Genomic DNA, 15,021 nt, shown 5'->3' with positions numbered 1-15,021 from the left:
TGTCGTTTATTTTCTACAATTATCGTTTGATGTTATAGAAAGATTTTACACCATCGTAAACAGCTACTTCGCCTAGCTCGTCTTCGATACGTAATAATTGGTTGTACTTAGCAATACGGTCAGTACGGCTCATAGAACCAGTTTTGATTTGGCCAGCGTTAGTTGCAACTGCGATGTCAGCGATTGTAGCATCTTCAGTTTCACCAGAACGGTGAGATACAACTGCTGTGTAACCAGCACGTTTAGCCATTTCGATAGCTTCGAAAGTCTCAGTTAAAGTACCGATTTGGTTAACTTTAATTAAGATTGAGTTAGAGATACCTTTTTCGATACCTTCAGCAAGTTTTTGAGTGTTAGTTACGAATAAATCATCACCAACTAATTGTACTTTATCACCGATACGCTCAGTTAATAATTTGTGACCATCCCAGTCGTTTTCGTCTAAACCATCTTCGATAGAGATGATTGGGAAGTCTTTGCAAAGCTCTTCATAGAAATCAACCATTTCTGCAGAAGTTAAGCCAGTACGGCCTTCGCCTGCAAGGTCATATTTACCAGTTTCTTTGTTGTAGAATTCAGAAGAAGCAACGTCCATTCCTAAGAATACGTTCTCGCCAGCTTTGTAACCAGCTTTTTCGATAGCTTCGATGATTACTTCTAAAGCTTCACGGTTAGAACCAAGGTTTGGAGCGAATCCACCTTCGTCACCTACTGCAGTGTTAAGACCTTTGTCATGTAATACAGCTTTAAGTGCATGGAATACTTCAGCACCCATACGGATTGATTCTTTGAATGTTGGAGCACCAACTGGTAAGATCATGAACTCTTGGAAGTCAACGTTGTTATCAGCGTGAGAACCACCGTTGATGATGTTCATCATTGGAGTTGGTAATTGTTTTGCATTGAATCCACCAAGGTAACGGTATAATGGAAGACCTACGAAGTCAGCTGCTGCGTGAGCTACTGCCATAGATACACCAAGGATAGCGTTAGCGCCTAGTTTACCTTTGTTTGGAGTGCCATCTAATTCGATCATAGCACGGTCGATACCAGCTTGGTCAGTTACATCGAAACCAGCGATTTCTGGAGCGATAATTTCGTTAACGTTGTTTACTGCGTTAACAACACCTTTACCAAGGTAACGAGATTTGTCACCGTCACGTAATTCTACTGCTTCGTGCTCACCAGTAGATGCACCACTTGGTACGATAGCGCGTCCGAAAGCGCCGCTTTCTGTGTAAACTTCTACTTCTACAGTTGGGTTACCACGAGAGTCAAGGACTTCGCGAGCATAAACATCAATAATTGTTGACATAATAAATTCTCTCCTTTTTATATAAGCAAATTATTTAATAATTGTTTTACCTGTCATTTCTTTCGGTTGCTCAACACCAAGAAGTGTAAGCATTGTTGGAGCGATATCTCCTAAGATACCATCTTCACGTAATTCTACGTCGTTCTTAGTAACGATGAAAGGAACCGGGTTAGTTGTATGAGCTGTCATTGGCTCTCCTTCAGAAGTTAATTCTTCATCCGCATTACCATGGTCAGCAGTAATAAGTGCTACACCATCTTTTGCAAGAATCGCTTCTACAACTTTTCCTAAACATTCGTCAGTTGCTTCTACTGCTTTAATTGTTGGTTCCATCATCCCAGAATGGCCAACCATATCACAGTTCGCAAAGTTAAGAATGATAACATCATGTTTATCATTTTCGATTTCATTTACTAAAGCGTCCGTTACTTCGTAAATGCTCATTTCAGGTTTCAAGTCATACGTTGCAACCTTTGGTGAGTTAATTAAGATACGCTCTTCTCCTGGGAATTCAGCCTCACGACCACCGCTAAAGAAGAATGTAACGTGCGGATACTTTTCAGTTTCCGCGATGCGAAGTTGCTTTAATCCCGCTTGCGCAACAACTTCACCTAAAGTGTTATCAAGGTTCATTGGCTTGAATGCCACGTAACCATCTACAGTTTCACTGAAGTGTGTCATACATACGAATTCTGGAATGTGAGGTACTTTTTCACCACGATCGAACTCACGGAAGTCTTCGTTTGTAAATACACGAGCAATTTGAATTGCACGGTCTGGACGGAAGTTATAGAAGATAACTGCATCATCATCATTGATTGTTGCAACTGGCGTGTTATCTTCGTTAACAATTACAGACGGCAATACGAATTCATCATAGATACCGTTCGCATAAGAGTCTTCTACACACTCTTCTGCTGATTTATAAGTAGGGCCTTCACCATTCACCATAGCACGGTAACATTTTTCTACGCGATCCCAACGCTTGTCACGGTCCATGGAGTAATAACGACCAGAGATAGTCGCGAATTGTCCTACTCCTGTTTCTTTAATTACTTCATTTGTTGCATCGATATAGCTTTGTGCTGTTTTTGGTCCAACATCGCGGCCATCTAAGAATGCATGAATGTATACTTTCTCAACGCCTTCTTTAGCTGCTAAGCGAAGAAGAGCAAACATGTGATTCATGTGACTGTGCACACCACCGTCAGAAAGTAAACCGAATAAATGAAGTGCAGTACCTTTTTCTTTTACGCTTTTAATTGCACTTTGGAACGTTTCGTTCTTATCGAACTCACCTTCACGAATTGCAACGTTAACGCGTGTTAAGCTTTGATATACAATGCGGCCAGCACCGATATTTAAGTGACCAACCTCAGAGTTACCCATTTGACCTTCTGGAAGACCTACTGCCTCGCCACAAGCTGTAAGCGTTGTGTGAGGGAATTTGTTCCAGTAACCATCAAAATTAGGTTTCTTAGCTTGTGCTACAGCATTCCCGTAAGTTTCTTCACGAAGTCCGAAACCGTCAAGAATGATTAAAGCTGTTGGCTTTCTCATTTTACCGCCCCCAGAAGACCTAAGAACGAAGCTGGCTCTAAGCTAGCACCGCCAACTAAAGCGCCGTCGATGTCAGATTGTGCCATATACTCTTTAATGTTTTCTGGTTTTACGCTACCGCCGTATTGGATACGAACAGCTTCTGCAGCTTCTGGAGAAACAGTTTCTGCAACAACTTTACGGATGTGCGCACATACTTCGTTTGCATCTGCAGAAGAAGAAGATTTACCTGTACCGATAGCCCAGATTGGCTCATAAGCGATAACAGTTGCTTTAACTTGCTCTTCTGTTAAACCTGCAAGTGCTTTTGTCACTTGACCTGCTACTAAATCAAATGTTTTTCCGCTTTCGCGCTCTTCTAAAGTCTCACCACAACATACGATTGGTGTTAAACCATGTTCAAATGCTGCGATAGTCTTTTTGTTTACTGACTCATCTGTTTCAGCAAACATTTCACGACGCTCAGAGTGGCCAAGTACTACATAGCCAACTTTTAAGTCGCTAAGTGCTACTGGGCTAATTTCGCCAGTGAATGCACCATTTTTTTCGAAGTGCATGTTTTGTGCACCTACTTGTAAGTCAGTTCCTTCAGTTGCTGCTACAAGGCGCTCTAAGAATAGAGCTGGAGAGCAAACTACTGCATCAACAGCTGAAGCTGCTGGGATTTGACCTTTAACTTCCTCTACGAAGCTAACTGCTTCTGATAGAGTTTTATTCATTTTCCAGTTACCTGCGATAATTGGTTTACGCATGCTTTGCACCGTCCTTTTTCTTTGGCTGCTACTTATTTGTCGTTAAGACAAACTACACCTGGAAGCTCTTTACCTTCCATGAATTCTAATGACGCACCGCCGCCAGTAGAAATGTGGCTCATTTTATCAGCCATACCGAATTTTTCAACAGCTGCTGCAGAGTCACCACCGCCGATAACAGAGTATGTATCTTCTGCATCTGCTAATGCTTGTCCTACTGCTTTTGTACCTTCTGCGAATGGAGTCATTTCGAATACACCCATTGGTCCATTCCATACAACAAGCTTAGAATTTTTAATTACATCTGCATAAATTTCACGTGTTTTAGGACCGATGTCCACGCCTTCCCAGTTAGAAGGGATAGAGTCGATACCAACGATTTTAGTTGTTGCAGTTTCAGAGAATTCCTCAGTGATTACAACATCAACTGGCATGTAGAAGTTTACGCCTTTTTCTTTTGCAAGTTGCATAAATTCTTTAGCTAGTTCGATCTTGTCGTCTTCACATAGAGATAGACCAATTTCATGACCTAAAGCTTTAACGAATGTGTAAGCAAGTCCACCACCGATGATTAAGTTATCTACTTTGTCTAATAGATGACGAATTACACCGATTTTATCTTTTACTTTCGCACCACCGATAATAGCTGTAAATGGACGTTCTGGGTTAGAAAGTGCTTTACCAAGTACATCTAACTCTTTTTCCATTAATAGACCAGATACTGCTGGTAGGTAGTCTGCGATACCTGCTGTAGAAGCGTGAGCACGGTGAGCTGCACCGAATGCATCGTTTACGAAGATGTCAGCAAGTGCTGCAAATTCTTTCGCAAGTTCTGCATCGTTCTTTTCTTCGCCCGCATAGAAACGTACGTTTTCAAGAACTAATACGTCGCCTTCGTTCATTGCTGCAACCATTTCTTGTGCAACTGGTCCGAATGCTTCGTCCGCTTTTTTAACGTCTTTACCAAGAAGCTCACCTAAACGTGCTGCTACTGGAGTTAAACGCATTTCTTCTACTACTTGACCTTTTGGACGGCCTAAGTGACTTGCTAAAATAACTTTCGCACCTTGCTCTACTAAATATTGAATTGTAGGAAGAGCTGCACGGATACGAGTTTCATCTGTAATTTTGCCTTCTTTCATAGGTACGTTGAAATCAACGCGGCAAAATACACGCTTACCTTTTAAATCTACGTCACGAATTGATTTTTTGTTCATTGGATTTCCCTCCGACTACTAGTTAGGATTGACAAAACCCACTCAAAAGCTTAACACATTTGCTTTTAAAACGAAAGAAGAGAGAGAGGGAACAAACCCTCTCCCTCGTTTTGTCATTGATAACTTATATAATTAAGAATTAAAGACCTTTTGAAGTCATGTAAGCTGCTAGGTCTACTACGCGGTTAGAGTAACCAGTTTCGTTATCGTACCAAGAAAGTACTTTAACCATGTTACCTTCCATTACCATTGTAGATAATGCATCGATTGTAGAAGAAGCTGTACATCCGTTATAGTCGATAGATACTAATGGCTCTTCGCTGTATCCAAGGATACCTTTTAATTCGCCTTCAGCTGCTGCTTTGAATGCTGCATTTACTTCTTCAACTGTTACTTCTTTGTCAAGTTCAACAACTAGGTCAACTAGAGAAACGTTAGCAGTTGGAACACGTACAGCGCCACCGTTTAATTTACCTTTAAGTTCTGGTAATACTAATGCTACAGCTTTAGCTGCACCAGTAGATGTTGGGATCATGTTTTCAGCTGCTGCACGAGCACGACGTAAATCTTTGTGTGGTAAGTCTAAGATTTGTTGGTCGTTAGTGTAAGAGTGAATTGTTGTCATCATTCCGCGTTTTACGCCGAATTTTTCGTTTAATACTTTAGCGAATGGAGCTAGACAGTTTGTAGTACAAGAAGCGTTAGATACTACGTTGTGGTTAGCTGCATCGTATTGTTCGTGGTTAACACCCATAACTACAGTGATATCTTCGTCAGAAGCTGGAGCTGAGATGATAACTTTCTTAACTGATCCACCTAAGTGTTTCTCAGCGTCTGATTTTTTAGTGAAACGGCCAGTAGATTCTACTACTACTTCTACTCCGTAGTCGCTCCATGGTAATTGAGCTGGGTCACGCTCAGCGATAACTTTAATTTCTTTACCGTTAACAACGATGCTGTTTTCGTTAGCAGATACTTCTGCATTTAAAGTTCCGTGAACTGTGTCATATTTTAAAAGGTGAGCTAATGTTTTAGCATCTGTTAAGTCATTGATTGCTACTACTTCTACCTCAGAGTTGTTAAGAGCTGCGCGGAATACGTTACGTCCGATACGTCCAAATCCATTAATACCAATTTTAGTCATTTGAATTTCCTCCTTGGGGGATTATATTAAAGGGTAAAACCCTTTGTTAACTGTTTTGCTGCACCTTCATCTGTAATTAGAATTGAAGTGTGCCCTTGTTTAATTACAGCCTGTATTGCTTTTGCCTTTGAAGAACCTCCAGCGACTGCAACAACGTGAGATACATTTTGTAAATCCTCTAGTTGCATACCAACTGTTCGTACTTTATGAACAACATTTCCTTCTTCATTAAAGTAGTAACCGAAAGCTTCGCCAACTGCTTCGCTTGCCTGAATCTTTAACCAATCTGCTTCTGAAGTACTTCTGCGACGTGCCATTGTTAACGCATCACCTATTCCATGAATGACGATATTGGAAGATCGAATCAACTCAAGAACTTCTTTCACGGAAGGCTCTGTCACAATAGACGCATATGCTTCGCTGCTAACATGATCTGGAACATACAATAAGCGATAATTACTCATCGTATTTTGCGCCATCTTGGCACAAATGGTATTGGCTTCTAACTCGACGCCTTCTCCAATTCCACCACGTGCTGGGACAAATAGCATATGTAAATCTTTGCAATCAAGTTGCATCATGTCCGCAGCAGCAGCTAGCGTAGTTCCTCCAGCCACAGCAACGATATTATTCGCTGTCAGACGGTCTTTTATACAAGTCACACAAGCACGGCCCATCTCCAGTTTGACCCAAGGTGATTCATCACTATCACCAGGGACAACGAAAACTTCATCCAAGTCTAATGTTTCCTTAAGTTGCTTTTCTAAAACCTTTAACCCGGAAATTTCTTTCATAAAGTCTTCCAAAGCAAGAACTAAAGCTGTTCCTTCTTCTGTCAAAGTCATTCCAGAAGAAGCGACGTGAACTAAGTTTTGTTCTTTCAAAACTTGAACTTCACTTCGCAATACTCGTTCTGTCATACCGAGACTTGCTGATAAGTTTCTTCTTCCAATCGGCTGCATGAGCCTAATATATTGAAGAATTTGCATTCTCGTTTGCATAACAGGTAGCAGATCAGGTAATAATTTTTTTGTATTCTGAATCCATGAGCGCATATCTTTTCTCCTCACTACATCGGTTCATTTTCCCTTGTGGTCACTTTACGTCCCGTAGTGACATTTTGTGTCCCACATAGGTTAAAAAAATAATCCCTGCTACGTGTATTATTGTAACAGGAGATAGAAACTTATTCAACTCTTAACTGCATTCTTTATATAGTTTATTATGACACCTTTGTGAATGTTACCATATTCTACTTGTTTTCCGTCCATTTCTACAACCGGAATCATTAAGTGATATTTTTCTAAAAGGTCATTATCTTCATATATATCTATTTCCTCGATTTGAAAAGAATATTCACATTGTACTTCCTTTAAAACTTGTTTCGCCTTCACGCAAAGGCCACAATCTTTTTTAGTATACAGTACAACTTTCATCTTCTTCACCTATCCGATCGTTTTTCGTAATGACGAAGCTGGGATATGCATTTGTTCTCTATACTTCGCCACTGTTCTTCGAGAAATAACAATTTCATGCTCTTCTTCTAATAATTTTGAAATCTTTTGATCTGAAAGTGGCTTTTTCTTATCCTCTGCCCCAATTAGCGTTTGAATAAATTGTTTTACACGTTTTGTAGAAACTGCTTCATCTTCAGTCGTCGAAACGGCATTGCTAAAGAACGATTTCATCTCAAATAAACCGTGTGGTGTTTGCACATATTTATTTCGCGTCGCACGACTAATTGTCGATTCATGCACACTTAACTCTTCCGCTACCTCTTTTAAAGCGAGAGGTCTTAAATACTCTGGACCTTTCCAGAAGAAATCACGTTGTTTTTCCATAATAATAGTCATTACTTGCAGCAGCGTCTGTTTTCTCTGCTTCAAACTGCGCATAATCCACTGCACATGCTGATACTTTTCTGATACGTAAGATGCTACTTCACTTTCACTATTATTAAGAAGCGCACTATATTCAGAATGAATTTCAATTCTCGGCATATTTCTCTCGTTCATTTGTAAGACGAGGCGATCGCCATCTTTTTTCACCGCCATATCAGGTACAATGTAAAGTGGTTTATCTGAAGAAAACGCAAGACCTGGTTTTGGTTGTAATGACGTTATACAATTTACCGCACTCTGCAATTCCTCATTACTACACTTCAACACTTGAACGAGCTTTCGCCAATCTTTCTTCACGAAATAAGCGAAATGATCTTCTACAACCTCTTCTGCTAATCCATTACGTCTTTGTAAGCGCTTCAATTGCAAAGTTAAACATTCCTGAATATTACGCGCCCCTACCCCTGCTGGCTCCAGTGATTGGACAAGCTCTACAGAACGGTCGACTACATGAATATGTGCAGAAAGGAGCTCTGCTAACTCTTCATTCGTTTCTTGTAAATATCCATTTCCATCCATGTTCATAATAATGAAAGAAGCTACTTTTCGCTCTTCTTCCTCTATTTTATAATACTGTATTTGATTTAATAAATGTTGCTGAATCGTTGTAGAATCCACACTGTAGATCTCCATCTGATTCTCGACTTGTTTGCTGGTACTTTTACTGTTGTTAGAGCTCTTTTTCTTCTCCCTCTCAAAACCACCTAACTCAATAAGGGGATTCTCTAACGATTGCTCATACAAAAACTCCGATAATTCTTGTACATTATACTGGAGCATTGTAATCGCTTGCCTTAACTCTTGTGTCATTGCCAAACGTAAGCTTTGTTCTTGTAAAAGACTTGCCTTCAAACTAATCTCCCCCTTGTTTCTATTGTACAATAAGTTTGGTAAAAGGAGAATGCTATCACAGACACCCATTCCAAAATATTATTAATTTATATGTATTAATGAGATTTACAACTTACAACCGAAATTTGAATAATATTGAAAGAAAATAATAACGTTTATTTTTAACACTAAGTACTAATAGTAAATATTAATACAAGATATTAAAATGGGCAATAAAAAAAGAGAAGATCCCATCTTCTCTTCCACTAATCAACTATTTTTCAAAAGCTGAAATAACTTCAAGCTCTTACCGCTTCGCAAAATACCCTTTGGATATACTTTCGCAGCAAATAAAGAAATCAGGCTAATACTACTTAACAGAACCAATATAGACGCTGCAATTTCCATACCACTCACAGACCCATTAATAATCCTAACTATCATACTAATTGGAGCTGTAAACGGTACATATGATGTCACCCTTGATACTAGCCCTTCAGAGTTATCAAGCACTACTAATAACTCCACCACTAAGCTCCCCATCAATATAAGAGTAATTGGCATCGTTGTTCCAGATAATTCTTCTGGCCTGCTTACCATAGAACCAAACACTGCGAAAAGTGCCGCATAAACGAAGTAACCGAGAACAAAATATAACAAGAAATATGCAGCGTGCTCACCTGTAATCATATTTACATCAATATTCACTCCAAAAAACGAATCCGATACTTTAAAAATTCCAGATTTAATATATAGCGCCATACTAAAGAAGAAGATAAATAACTGTGTCAAACTAGCAAGACCGACTCCTAAAATTTTCCCGAAAACCATATGGACAGGAGATACTTTTGTGACCATCACTTCCATAACACGTGAGGCTTTCTCTGATGCAACTGCTGTCGCGATAGCATTTCCATATGAAGTGATTGCTAAGTACATAATCGCTACTAATAAATATACTAGTAAAAATGAACTTGTTTCTTCATTATTTAAGTTTTGTTTTGTCGCTTGCACGTTCATCGTCAGTGATTTCACAGCCTCTTCTGATAACTGCTGCTTAACTACCGCACTTTGAAAATACTGATTTTGTACAAATACCTGTGCACTTTGAATCAACTTAGGATTATCTAGCTTCATAAAGTAATCTAATACTGGTTCAGCACCCGCACCCTCTTTTAATATAAAGAGCGCTTCGACTTTCTTATCTAACAATTCTTGCTTATATTGATTTAATTTTGTTTTATCTCCTAAAGACCAATCCCATTCTGGCAGAGCTTTACTAAGATTAGATTGATCCACCGTAACATTGGGTGCTTCAGAAATAAATACAACCTTTGCTTTTTCTTTCTCCCCAGAAAACTTTTGTACTAAAGTTGGAAAAGAGAATAAGAATATCCCTCCTCCTATTAATAACAATGTCATCCCAATAAATATTTTCGTTCTCACACGGTCCCAGTACGTTTGCCCTAAAACAATCCAGAAATTCCTCATTACTTATGCACCCGCCTTTTCAACAAAGATTTGATGTAAAGAAGGTTCTTTAATAGAAACATCTCGGATATATTGTTTAGTTTTAATATCTTCAAGCAGCGAAAATGCATCCTCTCCATCATTAACTTTAATCATGAACGTACGATTAACTTTTTCAAAATTGAAATTCTTCTCCTTAAGAATAGGTTCAATATCCCCTTCCGTTTGCAACGTCATATATTTATATTGATAACTTTTCTTAATATCTGACAAAGCACCCGATAATACAAGTTGACCGTTTTTCATAATACAAATTTCCTCACAGAACGTTTCTACACTGTCCATTTGATGACTACAAAAAATAATCGTTTTTCTTTGCGCAATTAACTCAAGCACAACATTTTTTAACATCTCTGCATTTACAGGATCCAATCCACTAAATGGTTCATCTAGTATGATGAATTCCGGATTATGCAATATTGCTGAAATCAATTGGATTTTTTGTTGATTTCCCTTTGACAATTCCTCTGTTTTCTTCTTTAAATGTGGTGTCATTTCTAATTTTTCTAGCCATTGTAACGCATGCCTTTTTGCAAGATTAGCTGGCATTCCTTCTAACTTGCCGAAATACACCAATTGCTCCACTACATTCATTTTCGGGTATAATCCACGCTCTTCTGGTAAATAGCCAATAGATAGGTCTTTCTTTGAAAAAGGGCGATTATTCCATAGAATTTGGCCGCTATCCGGTTTGATTAAATCTAAGATCATACGAATCGTTGTCGTCTTACCAGCACCATTTCGGCCCAGCATCCCTAAAATCCCACCTTCTTCTACACGTATATTTAAATCATTAACGGCTTTATATTCACCAAATGTTTTATTTAATCCTTGAATTTCAAATGCCATCCATAACAGCTCCTTTTAGCTTTTTACGAAATAAATAACCGCCATTCCTAATACAATCCCGCCTACCATCAACAAAAACTTTTTCATAACTATTTCCTCCTTCATTGACTTGTTAAGTTGTATCTTTATCATAGACTTCTTTCTGATGCTATTGCCCGCAATCCGTACTGTATTTACCGTAAAAAAAGCGAAACACTCTTATGTGGTTCACCGCAATTTCAACAGATGAAGTTGATTGTATGAAAACTTCTTAAATGTTATTATAAAAATATTCAGAAATTAAATGATGTACCTACAAAGAGAGGTGTCCAAACCGTTGCAGATACAACGTAACTTCGTTTTCATTTCATGTGTAACTATCCTGTATTTTTGTTTACAAGGCTATATCTTATATAAAATAAACCAACCATATAGCGGCGTTCTTATTTCTAAAACAGACTCAGCTACATACACAATAGCAAAAATTAAATCCTCCGGTTGGGCTTTTCATACAGACTTAAAAGAAGGAGATATAATCTATTCAATTAATAAAGAGAAACCTCATTTAGGAATACTTCCTGGATATCAAAACCAATCACTAAATGCATCTGAAATACAAGTTAAAAAAGACGATATCACTCAAACTTATAAAGGAACAGAACATTTCATTGATTGTCGTGACAAAATCATTTCTGTATACTTCCCCTTCCTACTCGCTTTTATTTGTTTAGGGTTATCTATTTTTCTTTATACCAAGAAGCCTTTGAACCGAGAAACATTCTTTTTGATCACGTTTCTATTCATGACTTCCTCAAGTCTTCTAATTGCAGTTGAATCTGGTAAAGGTGATTTTATCGCCCTCATTATTTTAAGTATTGTATTTCAAGGTACACCTATGTCTCTCATTTTATTATTGAATGAATTATTCAAGAAAAAACAACTATACGTCATTTCTATGAGATTTCTAAAAATCGACATTGCAATTGGCATCATTTTACTATCACTCTCTATTTTAATGATGTTCATTCCATTTCCCGTAGTTAATACCGATGGATTAGAACTAATTTATCTTTCAATAAATATTATCTTTTGCATATACTTTTTAATCCGTGCCTATATCAAATATCACAATACAGTACATAAACCATTTTTAAAATTAATGCTCACGATCCATTCCATTGCCTTCTTTCCGTTCGTTACACTCTATGCTCTTCCAGATGCAATATTCAGTACACCGATTCTCTCAGCAGATATTGGAGCTATGTTCCTAATCGCTCTTCCAATCGGTTATTTTTATTTAGTAGCGACTAAGCAGATTTTTGATATAGATTTTGTATTTGATCGTTTACGATATTACGCATTTCTGTCACTAATCCCAACTCTATTAATTGCAATCATTACGAGCTGGAGCATTTATTACAAAGACAATTTTCTCTCTCGACTGCTGCAAAGTTTTATTATTATTTTCCCGTTAAACATTCTATTTCTCATATTAAAAGAAAGATTAGATTTTACATTCCGTAATCACCTCTTTCGGACTAAAACAAACTTATACGTAAACATTGAACAGTTTACCGCACAGCTATCATCTATTATGAAAACAGAAGAGTTAGAGAAAAAATTCACTAATGAAATCGTTTCGATGTTGAAACCTTCTTTTGTTCAATTTGTTCAATATGATATGAAAGACAACACATATACACAATGCAACGGATATGGACAAACGAAAGATTTCACACTTTCTAAAAAGAAAAAATGGAGTATGGCAGCATTACTAATTAATGATTTATTAGAGGATGATGGATGCATCGGTATTTACTTATACTCTACTAAACATATAAAACACTACATCTGGATTGGAAGAAAAGTGAATAATATTAAATATAATACGCATGAAAAATCATGGTTCATCACTGTCACGACATACGTCCGTCTTATTTACGAAAACTTGTATACCATTAATGAAATTATTCATTCTCTAGAGCAGGAGAGTTTAGAATCCAAAACAAATTCTGCAAGCTTATCACGCCTACTCTTTCAAATTTCTGAACAAGAAAGGCGCCGACTTGCTTCAGATTTACACGACTCTGCATTACAAGATCAAATTGTATGGTACCGCAAACTAGACTCTTTACTAAAAAACAAATCCGTTCCACTAGAATTAAAAAATGAAATAAAAAAAATCCACTTCGGTATGCACGATGTAATACAACAAATTCGCGACACATGTAATGAATTGCGTCCATCACTTTTATCAGATGCTGGTTTAATTGGTGCATTAAGAGAATTGCTAGCCCAAACACAATTACGTGTGCAGTTTCAAATTCAATTTGATCATGAATCAATTCAAGAGCATCATTACGATTTTGACAAAATTTTATCTTTATATCGTATCATTCAAGAACTACTAACAAACGCAGATAAACATTCCGAGGCAACCATCGTATCGATTTTTTTATGGGAAGAGAATAACTGTATTTTCCTAGACTACCGAGACAACGGCAAAGGTTTTAATATAGACACTCCCTACTCTCCTAAGCAGCATATGGGGCTTTCCGGTATAAAAGGAAGGCTTCAATCAATTGGTGGAGAAATACATATAGTATCCGAAGCTAAAAAAGGACTTCAAATAAACATTACAGTTCCGAGGTGGTAAATAATGATTCGAGTATTAATTGTAGATGATCATCAAATTGTAGGCGAAGGAACAAAGAGCATGATTGAATTAGAAGAAGATATGCAAGCAGAATATATTTTAAATGAACAGGAAGCACTTATAAAAAGTGATGCTACACCTTTTGACGTATACCTCTTGGATATGAATATGCCCAATTGTAGTGGTATTGAACTCGCCCAGAAAATATTACATATTCAAACAGATGCGAAAATCATTTTATATACAGGTTTTGAATACGTATCCCAATTCAATTTATTAATAAACTCTGGTATCAGCGGAATTATTAGTAAATCAGCTTCTCAGCAAGAGCTATTAATGGCAATTCGTGCAGCTGTAAACGGATATACTTTACTTCCTATTTCGTTATTACGTCAACTACGTACAGACGATATAACGACTCAACAACTTGAAAATAAAACCGCTCTTCTTACACAAAAAGAATTAGAAATCTTAGAATCCGTCTCTAAAGGAAGTAGCAATAAACAAATTGCTGATGAACTGTACATGAGTTCAAGAGCTGTAGAATACAACCTAACAAAAATCTTCAAAAAATTAAAAGTAGGATCACGCTCCGAAGCTTTAACAGAAGCAATGAGACAAGGCATTTTGAAAGTACACATATAAAATGAGACTTCCATCAGTTTGTTTTGTTTAACCCTCAAATAATGAGATAAATAAAAAAGTCCTAACCTACAAAACGTAAGTTAGGACTTTTTGACGCGCCCAGAGGGATTCGAACCCCCGGCAGACGTGGTACCGGAAACCACCGCTCTATCCGACTGAGCTATGGGCGCATGATTATAGAAAACACTTCATTTTCTTCTCATAATAATAGCAATAAAATCCATCTAAATCAATAAAAATATCCCCATAATACCTTATGCACCTTAGCTAAAAGCATATAAAATCTATTCCACCCCTAAATTTTCCAATCATAAATTCTCCCCAACTCACAAATTATAATCTTTGAATTGATATTCCAAAGGGGGCTTCATTCAATGACTGTAATTACAAAATTAAAGCAGACTGTTTCTGGATTAAAAAGTGCCCAAGCTAGCTTAGAGGGATTCGCTCTTGATACGGATAACCAACAAGCTAAGCAACTTTTCCAAACAGCTGCGCAGCAAACACAAACGATTATCGATTCTTTAAACCCACGTGTTGAAGAAGTCCAACAAGAAGAACCACAATACTCACAGCAATAACGAATCAATCTTGCTGTGAAATAGAAAAAGGATGATATGCAGTCATCCTTTTTCTATCACA

The 15,021-nt window shown here is 37.6% G+C and carries 13 protein-coding genes and 1 tRNA gene; 3 read left to right on the top strand and 11 right to left on the bottom strand.

Features of this window, described 5'->3' with window-relative positions; translation table 11 throughout:
• Nucleotides 1-19: 19 nt before the first annotated feature.
• The 10 genes from eno to MKY38_RS24120 form a co-directional block, all read right to left on the bottom strand.
• Nucleotides 20-1,315, bottom strand: coding sequence for a phosphopyruvate hydratase (gene eno, locus MKY38_RS24165; protein WP_000103955.1), 1,296 nt, complete (start codon nucleotides 1,313-1,315; stop codon nucleotides 20-22).
• 30 nt (nucleotides 1,316-1,345) lie between these two features.
• Nucleotides 1,346-2,875, bottom strand: coding sequence for a 2,3-bisphosphoglycerate-independent phosphoglycerate mutase (gpmI, locus tag MKY38_RS24160; RefSeq protein WP_001231152.1), 1,530 nt, complete (start codon nucleotides 2,873-2,875; stop codon nucleotides 1,346-1,348).
• Nucleotides 2,872-3,627: a triose-phosphate isomerase gene (tpiA, locus tag MKY38_RS24155; RefSeq protein ID WP_341049953.1), complete on the bottom strand. Its 756-nt coding sequence runs from the start codon at nucleotides 3,625-3,627 to the stop codon at nucleotides 2,872-2,874. Before tpiA ends, gpmI begins: the two co-directional genes overlap by 4 nt.
• 32 nt (nucleotides 3,628-3,659) lie before the next feature.
• Nucleotides 3,660-4,844, bottom strand: a complete 1,185-nt coding sequence (locus tag MKY38_RS24150; RefSeq protein ID WP_001036350.1) for a phosphoglycerate kinase — start codon at nucleotides 4,842-4,844, stop codon at nucleotides 3,660-3,662.
• Nucleotides 4,845-4,983: 139 nt separating this feature from the next.
• A complete protein-coding gene (gene gap / locus MKY38_RS24145) occupies nucleotides 4,984-5,988 on the bottom strand; it encodes a type I glyceraldehyde-3-phosphate dehydrogenase (RefSeq protein WP_000161236.1) in 1,005 nt (334 codons plus the stop codon).
• 26 nt (nucleotides 5,989-6,014) lie between these two features.
• The gene (gene cggR / locus MKY38_RS24140) at nucleotides 6,015-7,043 is read right to left on the bottom strand and encodes a gapA transcriptional regulator CggR (protein ID WP_001258185.1); all 1,029 of its coding nucleotides are present in this window, start codon (nucleotides 7,041-7,043) and stop codon (nucleotides 6,015-6,017) included.
• A gap of 135 nt (nucleotides 7,044-7,178) precedes the next feature.
• Complete coding sequence (locus tag MKY38_RS24135) at nucleotides 7,179-7,424, bottom strand: glutaredoxin family protein (protein WP_000869726.1); 246 nt, start codon at nucleotides 7,422-7,424, stop codon at nucleotides 7,179-7,181.
• 9 nt (nucleotides 7,425-7,433) lie between these two features.
• Nucleotides 7,434-8,741, bottom strand: a complete 1,308-nt coding sequence (gene rpoN, locus MKY38_RS24130) for an RNA polymerase factor sigma-54 (RefSeq protein WP_341049948.1) — start codon at nucleotides 8,739-8,741, stop codon at nucleotides 7,434-7,436.
• Nucleotides 8,742-8,990: 249 nt separating this feature from the next.
• Nucleotides 8,991-10,211, bottom strand: coding sequence for an ABC transporter permease (locus MKY38_RS24125; protein ID WP_341049945.1), 1,221 nt, complete (start codon nucleotides 10,209-10,211; stop codon nucleotides 8,991-8,993).
• 3 nt (nucleotides 10,212-10,214) lie between these two features.
• The gene (locus tag MKY38_RS24120) at nucleotides 10,215-11,099 is read right to left on the bottom strand and encodes an ABC transporter ATP-binding protein (RefSeq protein WP_000863491.1); all 885 of its coding nucleotides are present in this window, start codon (nucleotides 11,097-11,099) and stop codon (nucleotides 10,215-10,217) included.
• 316 nt (nucleotides 11,100-11,415) lie between these two features.
• Between MKY38_RS24120 and MKY38_RS24115 the strand changes: the two genes are divergently transcribed.
• Both MKY38_RS24115 and MKY38_RS24110 read left to right on the top strand, forming a co-directional pair.
• Nucleotides 11,416-13,734, top strand: coding sequence for a sensor histidine kinase (locus MKY38_RS24115; protein ID WP_341049942.1), 2,319 nt, complete (start codon nucleotides 11,416-11,418; stop codon nucleotides 13,732-13,734).
• Nucleotides 13,735-13,737: 3 nt separating this feature from the next.
• Nucleotides 13,738-14,379, top strand: coding sequence for a response regulator (locus MKY38_RS24110; RefSeq protein ID WP_000621765.1), 642 nt, complete (start codon nucleotides 13,738-13,740; stop codon nucleotides 14,377-14,379).
• Nucleotides 14,380-14,473: 94 nt separating this feature from the next.
• On the opposite strand, the gene MKY38_RS24105 is transcribed toward MKY38_RS24110, so the two are convergent.
• Nucleotides 14,474-14,549 (bottom strand) — tRNA-Arg (locus MKY38_RS24105).
• A 204-nt stretch (nucleotides 14,550-14,753) separates the two neighbouring features.
• On the opposite strand from MKY38_RS24105, the gene MKY38_RS24100 reads away from it, so the two are divergent.
• Nucleotides 14,754-14,960 (top strand): DUF1657 domain-containing protein, encoded by a 207-nt coding sequence (locus MKY38_RS24100; protein ID WP_000216166.1) that lies wholly within the window; start codon nucleotides 14,754-14,756, stop codon nucleotides 14,958-14,960.
• The last annotated feature ends 61 nt before the right edge of the window (nucleotides 14,961-15,021 follow it).

The sequence above is a fragment of the Bacillus sp. FSL R5-0585 genome, assembly GCF_038004545.1.
In the GTDB taxonomy this organism is placed as follows: domain Bacteria; phylum Bacillota; class Bacilli; order Bacillales; family Bacillaceae_G; genus Bacillus_A; species Bacillus_A cereus.
This window is presented reverse-complemented; position numbering and strand designations above follow the sequence as displayed.